Annotated in this window: 8 protein-coding genes and 1 pseudogene; 5 read left to right on the top strand and 4 right to left on the bottom strand. The window is 66.0% G+C overall.

Going from position 1 to position 7,739, the window contains the following annotated elements; translation table 11 throughout:
* A pseudogene (locus KBZ15_RS14340) lies at positions 1–911 on the top strand (Na/Pi cotransporter); the annotation flags it as partial.
* On the opposite strand, the gene pyrC reads toward KBZ15_RS14340, so the two are convergent.
* Positions 881–1,957, bottom strand: a complete 1,077-nt coding sequence (gene pyrC / locus KBZ15_RS14335) for a dihydroorotase (RefSeq protein ID WP_255015887.1) — start codon at positions 1,955–1,957, stop codon at positions 881–883. The pseudogene KBZ15_RS14340 and the gene pyrC overlap by 31 nt on opposite strands.
* A gap of 117 nt (positions 1,958–2,074) precedes the next feature.
* Here pyrC and KBZ15_RS14330 point away from each other — a divergent pair, with 117 nt between their 5' ends.
* On the top strand, positions 2,075–3,370 hold the full coding sequence (locus KBZ15_RS14330) for an FAD/NAD(P)-binding oxidoreductase (protein ID WP_255015886.1): 1,296 nt from the start codon (positions 2,075–2,077) through the stop codon (positions 3,368–3,370).
* Here the strand turns inward: KBZ15_RS14330 and KBZ15_RS14325 are convergent.
* The 3 genes from KBZ15_RS14325 to KBZ15_RS14315 are packed head-to-tail and all read right to left on the bottom strand — an operon-like array spanning position 3,342 to position 5,777.
* Complete coding sequence (locus KBZ15_RS14325; RefSeq protein ID WP_254932336.1) at positions 3,342–4,412, bottom strand: acetate kinase; 1,071 nt, start codon at positions 4,410–4,412, stop codon at positions 3,342–3,344. The two genes, KBZ15_RS14330 and KBZ15_RS14325, sit on opposite strands and share 29 nt — an antisense overlap.
* Positions 4,405–5,433, bottom strand: a complete 1,029-nt coding sequence (locus tag KBZ15_RS14320) for an AraC family transcriptional regulator (protein WP_255015885.1) — start codon at positions 5,431–5,433, stop codon at positions 4,405–4,407. The genes KBZ15_RS14325 and KBZ15_RS14320 overlap by 8 nt, the downstream gene beginning before the upstream one ends.
* Positions 5,434–5,471: 38 nt before the next feature.
* A complete protein-coding gene (locus KBZ15_RS14315) occupies positions 5,472–5,777 on the bottom strand; it encodes a hypothetical protein (RefSeq protein WP_315859900.1) in 306 nt (101 codons plus the stop codon).
* A 128-nt stretch (positions 5,778–5,905) separates the two neighbouring features.
* Here KBZ15_RS14315 and KBZ15_RS14310 point away from each other — a divergent pair, with 128 nt between their 5' ends.
* From KBZ15_RS14310 to KBZ15_RS14300, 3 genes are all read left to right on the top strand, one after another.
* Positions 5,906–6,052: a hypothetical protein gene (locus KBZ15_RS14310; protein WP_255015884.1), complete on the top strand. Its 147-nt coding sequence runs from the start codon at positions 5,906–5,908 to the stop codon at positions 6,050–6,052.
* The gene (corA, locus tag KBZ15_RS14305; RefSeq protein WP_255015883.1) at positions 6,025–7,125 is read left to right on the top strand and encodes a magnesium/cobalt transporter CorA; all 1,101 of its coding nucleotides are present in this window, start codon (positions 6,025–6,027) and stop codon (positions 7,123–7,125) included. Before KBZ15_RS14310 ends, corA begins: the two co-directional genes overlap by 28 nt.
* A gap of 71 nt (positions 7,126–7,196) precedes the next feature.
* A partial coding sequence (locus tag KBZ15_RS14300) for a substrate-binding domain-containing protein (protein ID WP_255015882.1) occupies positions 7,197–7,739 on the top strand: 543 nt, incomplete at its 3' end.

The raw sequence follows: 7,739 nt of genomic DNA, 5'->3' as shown, positions 1-7,739 counted from the left end.
GCGCCAGCCTCAGCGCCCGCCGCACGGCGGCGGCCCACGTGATCTTCAACCTGTTCACAGCGGTCGGGGCCTTTCTGCTGCTGCCTGCCTACCTGGCCCTGCTGCGGCTGGGCTGGCCGGCCCTGATCGAGCGGGACCCGGAATTTGGCCTCACCGCCTTCCACAGCGGCTTCAACCTGCTCGGCGTGCTGCTGGTGCTGCCATTCACGGCGCCTTTCGCCGCGTTGATCCGGCGGCTGGTGCGGCCGGGGGAGGGCCGCCTGATCGACGATCTGGCCGACACGCCTCCCGCCAATCCCGCCGCCGCCATCAGCCAGGCCCGCCACTCCCTGGAGCCGTGCCTGCTGGAACTGCTCCAGCTGCTGCGCGATGGGCTCGGCAATGGCAGGCTCGGCCAAAGCGCCCAGCGCCTGGTGGTGCTCCAGGCCGACCTGGACCGACTCGAGCTCTACCTCGACCAGATCCATCTGGCTCCGGCTCCCTCGCCGGTGCAGGCCGAGGGGGTGGTGGTGGAGCCTGGCAAGGCGCTTCTACACCTGTTGCATGGCCTGGATCACTTGCAGCGCCTGCATGAGCGCTGTGAGGAGGACCAAGACCGCCTGCGCACTGCCGCCACCAGCGCAGGCCTGGGCAGCGAGCGCAGCCTGCTGCTGGAAACCCTGGACCAGCTGCCCGAGTTGGTGCAACAGGGCCGCTGGCCCCAAGCCAGCGACCTGGCCAGCGCCAGCGCCCAGGCCTTGCATCGCCGCGTGGCTCCCTACCGCCAGGAGGTGCTGGCGGCGGTGGCCCGGGGTGAACTCGACCTCGATGCCGGCACGGCCCGGCTGGAGGCGATTCGCTGGCTACGGCGGGTGAGTCAGCACCTGGAGCGGGCCTGCTATCACCTCGGCGCGATCGGGGCGTCAAGCTGAAGCCGCCAGGGCAGGGTTTCCCCGGCATGGAAGGGCACCAGCTCGACGGCGGTGCCGGCCGCGTCGTTGAGATGCAGTTGGCGGGGCACCTCCAGCGGCTCGCGCACCAGGCTGATCTGGCCGGGGTTCAGCGGTAGCCCATAGAAACGGGGTCCAAACTCCGAGGCGAAGGCCTCCAGTTTTTCCAGGGCGTTCTCCTGTTCAAACACCGCCGCGTAGCTCTCCAGCGCAAATGGGGCATTGAAAATGCCAGCGCAGCCGCAGGCCGCTTCCTTGGCAGTGCGGGCGTGGGGTGCGGAATCGGTGCCCAGGAAGAACTTCGGATTGCCGGAGGTGGCGGCGCCCCGCAGGGCGATGCGGTGCAGTTCCCGCTTGGCCACCGGCAGGCAGTAGAGGTCGGGCCGCAGGCCGCCGGCAAACATGGCGTTGCGGTTGATGTGCAGGTGGTGGGGCGTGATCGTGGCAGCAAGGTTGGCCGGGCCCGTGCGCACAAAATCGACCGCATCGATGGTGGTGATGTGCTCCAGCACCACCTTCAGGCCCGGATGGCGCCCCAACAGGGGCTCTAGGTGGCGCTCGATGAATACCGCCTCCCGATCAAAAATGTCGATATCGGGACTGGTTACCTCGCCGTGGATCAGCAGGGGCATGCCGATCCGCTCGAGGGTGTCGAGCACCGGGGTGAGGCCCTCGATGGCAGTCACCCCGGCGGCGGAGTTGGTGGTGGCGTTAGCGGGGTAGAGCTTGCAGGCCACCCAGGCGCCCTCGCCAAAGCCCAGGGTGATTTCGGCAGGGTCGATCGCATCAGTGAGATAGGCCGTCAGTAGGGGTTGGAAATCGCAGCCATCGGGCAGGGCCGCGGCGATGCGCTGGCGGTAGGCCGCCGCCGCCGCCACGGTTGTGACCGGCGGGCTGAGGTTGGGCATCACGATCGCCCGGGCGAACTGGCGCGCCGTGGCCCTGGCCACCGCCTGCAGCATCGCTCCGTCGCGCAGGTGCACATGCCAGTCATCGGGTTGGCGCAGGCTGAGCCGCTGGCTGGACATCGCGAACGGAAACGGGGAGATGATCTGTCGCAAGGTGACAGGCTGGCAGGGATTGGGTCCCTGCCTAATAGATCAGGTAAATGGCACCCAGCCCGAGCTGAACCGGCAGCCTTTTTTATGGTCCACCACCAGATTCTGATTGTTGGCGGCGGGGCTGCCGGCATAACCGTTGCCGCCCAGCTCAAGCGGGCCAGGCCATCGCTGGATGTGGCGATCCTGGAACCTTGCAGCGATCACTACTACCAACCCGGCTGGACCCTGGTGGGGGCTGGGGTGTTCAGCTTCGAGGAGACCCGCCGCGCCGAGGGCGACCTGATTCCCGCAGGCGTGCACTGGATTCGGGACGCGGTGGCCGGCTTTGATCCGGTGAATAACCGGCTCAGCACCGTTGCAGGCGCCACGCTCAGCTACGGGGTGTTGGTGGTGGCAACCGGACTCAAGCTCTGCTGGGACAAGGTCAAGGGTCTGCCGGAGGCCCTGGGCCACGGTGGAGTCTGCAGCAACTACAGCAAGGATCACGCCGCCTACACCTGGGAAACGATCCGGGCCTTCAAGGGCGGCCAAGCCGGGTCAGGGCAAGCCGGGTCAGGGCAAGCCGGGTCAGGGCAAGCCGGGGCAGGCCAGGCAGTGTTCACCTGTCCGTCGATGCCGATCAAGTGTCCGGGCGCGCCCCAGAAGATTGCCTATCTCGCGGCTGATCTGTTCGCGAAAAAACGTCTGCAGGCCCGGGTGATCTATGCCACCGCCACCCCAGGCATCTTCGGGGTGCCCACCTATGCGGCGCCGCTGCGGGAGGTGGTGGCGCGCAAGGGCATCGATGCCCGCTACAACCACGTGCTCACCGAGGTGCGCGCGGCCAGCCAGGAGGCGGTGTTCCGTGTGAGTGAGGGGGAGAGCAGTCGCGAGGAGGTCGTCCCCTACGCAATGCTGCATGTGACCCCGCCGATGGCGGCTCCCGATGTGGTTGCGAGCAGCCCGCTGGCGGCGCCGAGCGGGTTTGTGGAGGTGGACAAGTTCAGCCTGCAGCACCTGCGTCACCCGAATGTGTTCTCCCTGGGCGATGTCAGTGGCCTGCCCAACTCCAAAACCGCAGCGGCGGTGCGCGGCCAGGCGCCGGTGCTGGTGGCCAATCTGCTGGCACTGCTCGACGGCCAATCCCTGGCGGCGGCCTATGACGGCTATAGCTGCTGCCCGCTGATCACTGGCTACGGCACGGCGATCATGGCCGAGTTCAACTACGACCAGCAGCCAGTGCCCTCCTTCCCGCTTGATCCCACCAAGGAGCGCTGGAGCATGTGGTGGGTCAAGCGCAGGCTGCTGCCCTCCCTCTATTGGAACCGCATGCTCACCGGCGCCCAGCACGAGCGGCGCTTCATGCCCGGCATCAAAAGCAACTCCCGGGTGCGTCCCTAGCGCTCGCTGCCAGGCAGGCCCTGGCCATCTGGCCCTCCTCGTCGGCGGCGACCTGCACCAGTTTGAGCGGGCCGAGCCAGCCGAGCGCCTGCCGCAGTTCCTCCACCAGGGCCCCATCGTGCTCGCCGATGCCGCCGCTGAGGGCGATCGCATCCACGCCGCCGAGGCTAGCTGCCATCGCCCCAATTCCCTGCAGCAACTGGTGGCGAAATACGCCGATGGCCAGCTGGGCGCCGGCGTGGCCGGCTGCCGCCGCTTCCCGCAGGATTCGCATATCGCCGCTCAGCCCGGAGAGCCCCAGCAGCCCACTTTGGTGGTTGAGGGCCTGCTCGAGCTCCTGGGCCGTGAGCCCAGCCCGCAGTTGGTGCAGCAGCACACCGGGATCGAGGGAGCCGCAGCGGGTGGCCATCACCAGGCCATCGAGGGGGGTGAAGCCCATGGTGGTGGCAATGCTGATCCCATCGCGAATGGCGCACAGGGAGCAGCCTGCGCCCAGATGGCAGCTGATCAAAAGGGGCACCCGCACCACCTCGGCCACGTGCTGGTGGTTGAGGCCGTGGAAGCCGAACCGCCGCAGGCCGGAGGCGCGCCAGGCCTCGGGAATCGCGTAGGTGCTGGCCTGGGCGGGCAGGGTGCTGTGGAAGCCCGTGTCAAAGCAGACCCATTGGGGCGGAGTTTCCAGGACGGTCTGCAGCCAGCTGATCAGTTGCAGGGCGGGCCCGTTGTGGAGCGGGGCGAGGGGAATCAGTTGGCTGAGGTCCCGGATGACGGCCGGGGTCAGCAGGGTGGCCGTGCGGTAGGCGTCGCCGCCATGCACGAGCCGATGCACCACCAGCTGGATGCGGCCCTGCCAGGGCGCCAGCTTCTCCTTGATCCAGTGGGCGACCGGCCCGGGCAGCTCGAGCTCGCCCTTGCCCAAAGGGCATTGGTGCTGCTGGAGGGGCCGTTGCTGCTGATCGAGCAGGCTGAGCTTGAGGTTGGAGCTGCCGGCGTTGACAGCCAGAACCACCCCTGGCGCCGGGGTCACTGGCCCCTCAGCCATGCACCCGCCTGCCCTCCCGCAGCAGCTCGGATGGACGGATGCCATATACGCTGTGGAAGTCGCGGCTGAAGGCAGGGAGGCTGGCAAAGCCAAACCTGGCCGCGATCCCAGCCACGCTGTCGCCGGGGCCGGGCTTGAGCAGCTGTTGCCTGGCCAGGTCGAGGCGTTGGCGCCGAATCCATTGCATGGGGCCGCAGCCGAAGCGCTGGCTGAAGGCCAGCTGCAGGTTGCGCCGGGAGTAGCCGCTGCGCTGCTCCAGCTGGGTGAGGCTGATGGGTGAGCGGAGATTGGCCTGGATCCACTCCAGCAACTCCTCAAAGATCCTTTGTCTTGTGGAGAAATCGCCGCGCTGGTTGCCGCTCAGAGACTGCTGCGCCAGTTGGGGGCAGAGAGCCAGGGCCAGAATCCGGTAGATGAGGTCGTCGAGCTGAAGGAGCCCCAGCTCGCCCTGCTGTTCCAATCCCGGTGCATCCAGCAGGGCAAAGGCTCGGTGCAGGGTGCCGAGCAGTTCGCGCTGCCGCTCCCCCCGCAGCGAGAGCACCTGGGGGCGCTGCAGATCGGCGGCGAAGCGACGCTCCGAGATTCCCACTCCGCCGATGGTGGCGGCGGTGGTTTGCAGGCGTTTGAGATCCACATGCAGCACCAGCCCGTTGTAGTGATCGGTGTTGTAGCTGTAAGCGAAACCGGGATTGAAATACAGTGGCGCCTCGCCATGGATGCTGTGGCTGTGGCCGTCCACCGTGTAGGCGGCGCCTCCGGCGTAGCAGATGTTGATGGCACCCACGCCGGGGTTTTCGCCGATGCAGCCATGGATCGGGCTGGTGTAGCCGGAGGTGAGGGTGAGCTCGCCGGCCTTGGCGGTGCTGGCCCGGTGCAGGAAGGGATTGGCCCGGGCATCCCGGGGCGCAAATTCCAGCACCGGGAAGTGCTGGGCCAGCTTGGTCGCCAATCCCTGGGGGGCGGTATCCACAACCGCCTGCTGGTCGTGAAACACCAGCGGTAGGCGGGCCAAGCTGTTCAAGCCGGATCAAACCGTATGACTAACTCTAAACCAAGGGCCTAGCCATTCTCTTTCGTCGAATTCAGCAGGGCATCTTTGCTCTCCTTGAGCTCTTTCCAGATTCGCCTAATCTGGCCATAGGCCTGTTCCTGGCTCACCTTGCCGTTGCTCTGCAGGCCCACCACCAGCCCCACCCGCTCGGCGAAGGATTCGAGGTTCTGGTGGAACACCAGCCGCTGGGGGCTCCAGTCGTCGCCGTGATATGCAGAATGGGCTTCCATCGGTGAAGCCAGGGCGTTCAGCGCCGAATCCGGCTCCGGAGCAGGGGCACCGGATTTACCCGATCTGGCAGGGCTCACAGGCATCAAAACAGACTCGCCAATATTAGGGAGGCGTTAATTAAGAACCGGTGAAGACCCCAGCTGGTGTGGCCTGGGGCACGAACCGGTTTTGCTGCGGGTTCGAAGATCGGTTACTGCTGTGACTCCTTGCCATGGACCAGTCCTCCGCTGGTTGGTTGCCCCAGGTGGTGCTGTGCCTGCTGCTCCAGGCCAGCATTGTGGGTGGCGGCCAGGTGCTCAACCGCTGGTTGGCTCCCCCACCCCCCTCGCCGTGCTGCGCCCCACCCCTGGTGCTCTGAATTCCCACCTCCTCGAGGAGCGCCCCGCCAACCTGCCGGCCCACCTGTATGTGCAAGGGGGCAGGCACAGCAGCTGCTTCAGCGCCGTGTTGTTTGAGCGGGAAGGGCCGCGGCTGGTGCCGCTGGAATCCTGCCAAGAGCTCGCCCAGCTCCACCGGCGCGGCGATCCGATCTGGTTGCGGGTGATGGGTCTTGCGGATCGGCGGCAGGTGGAAGCCATGCTGGAGGTGCTCCAGGTGCCTCCGATGTTGCTGCCCCCCTTGCTGGAGGTGCCGCAGCGCTCCCGGGTCGATGGGCTGGATGGGGCCCTGCTCGTGGTGCTGCATCGGCTCAGCTTTGCCCGGGATCCCCTGCACCTGCTCAGTTCCCAGGTGGGCTTGCTGCTGCTGCCCAATCTCCTAATTACCTTTGAAGAGGCTCCGAGCGGGGAGTCGTTTCCGGCGCTCACCGCCTGGCTGGAATCCCGGGTGGGAGCGGCGGAACACCGGGATCTAGATGACATCCTCCACTTTCTGGTGGATGAACTGCTCGATGAGCTGTTTCCGATGTTGGAGCAGATCGCCAATCGCCTTGACGACCTGGAGGAGGCGGCCCTGCGGGACCCCAAGCCCAAGCTGCTGACCCGGGCCTTTGAGCACCGCAGCAACCTGCGCACGATTCGCAACCAGGTGTGGCCCCTGCGCCACCAGATCAGGGTGCTGCTGCGCCAGCGGCAACAGCTGCTGGGGGATGAGGCCCTGGTGGGCTTTCAGGAGATGGCAGAGCTGGTGGAGCTGTTGTTTGAAAATTGCGAGCTATTGCGGCATCAGTGCGATGCGATCACCCAGGCCTATGCAGCCAGCGTGGGCAACCGTATGAACCAGGTGATGAAAACGCTCACCATCCTTACAAGTATTTTTGCGCCCCTCACCTTCATCGGTGGTATTTACGGTATGAATTTTGCCGCCATGCCCGAACTCAGCTGGCGTTATGGATATCTCTATGCCCTGATTTTAATGGCGATGGTGGCCTTGATTCAGGCCTATTGGCTCTGGCGCCGTGGTTGGTTTCAAGACTGGACTGCCCCCCGCTGAGGGCCCAACCTGCAAAGCACAACCTGGCCTTAACCCCTTTTGAGCGCCCGGTCGCCCAGAGTTCTGGGGTGATGGCCAAGGTCATGCGCCCCATCCTGACTTTTTTCGCTCCGCTGCTTTTGTCACAGCTGCTGACGCCGCTGTTGTCTCAGCTGCCCTCAGTTGCGCAGGCGGCGCCGGAGCCGTTGCGTATCGGCGGCTCGAGCACCGTGTTCCCCGTGGTTCAAACCGCGATTGAGGCGTACCAGAAGGGTGGCGCAAACCGCCAGGTGCGTTTTGAGCTCAAGGAGACGGGCACCTCGGCGGGCTTCCGCCAGTTCTGCAGTGGGCAGCTGGTTATGGCCAATGCCTCCCGCCCGATCAGTGCCAAGGAGCTCAAGGCCTGCGCTGCCAAGGGAGTGTCCTTTCTGGAGCTGCCGATCGGCTTCGACGCGATCACCGTGGTGGTGAATCCAAAGAACAGCTGGGCTTCCCGGATATCCACCCAGGAGTTGGGGCGGCTCTGGAACCGGCAGGCAACCGGCAAGGTGACCCGCTGGAACCAGGTGAACCTGGATTGGCCCGATCGACCAATCCGCCTCTGCGGCCCGGGCAAGGATTCCGGCACCTTTGAT

Source organism: Cyanobium sp. BA20m-p-22 (assembly GCF_024346275.1).
Taxonomy (GTDB): domain Bacteria; phylum Cyanobacteriota; class Cyanobacteriia; order PCC-6307; family Cyanobiaceae; genus Cyanobium_A.
Note: the sequence above shows the minus strand (reverse complement) of the source record. Positions and strands in the feature narration are given on the sequence as shown.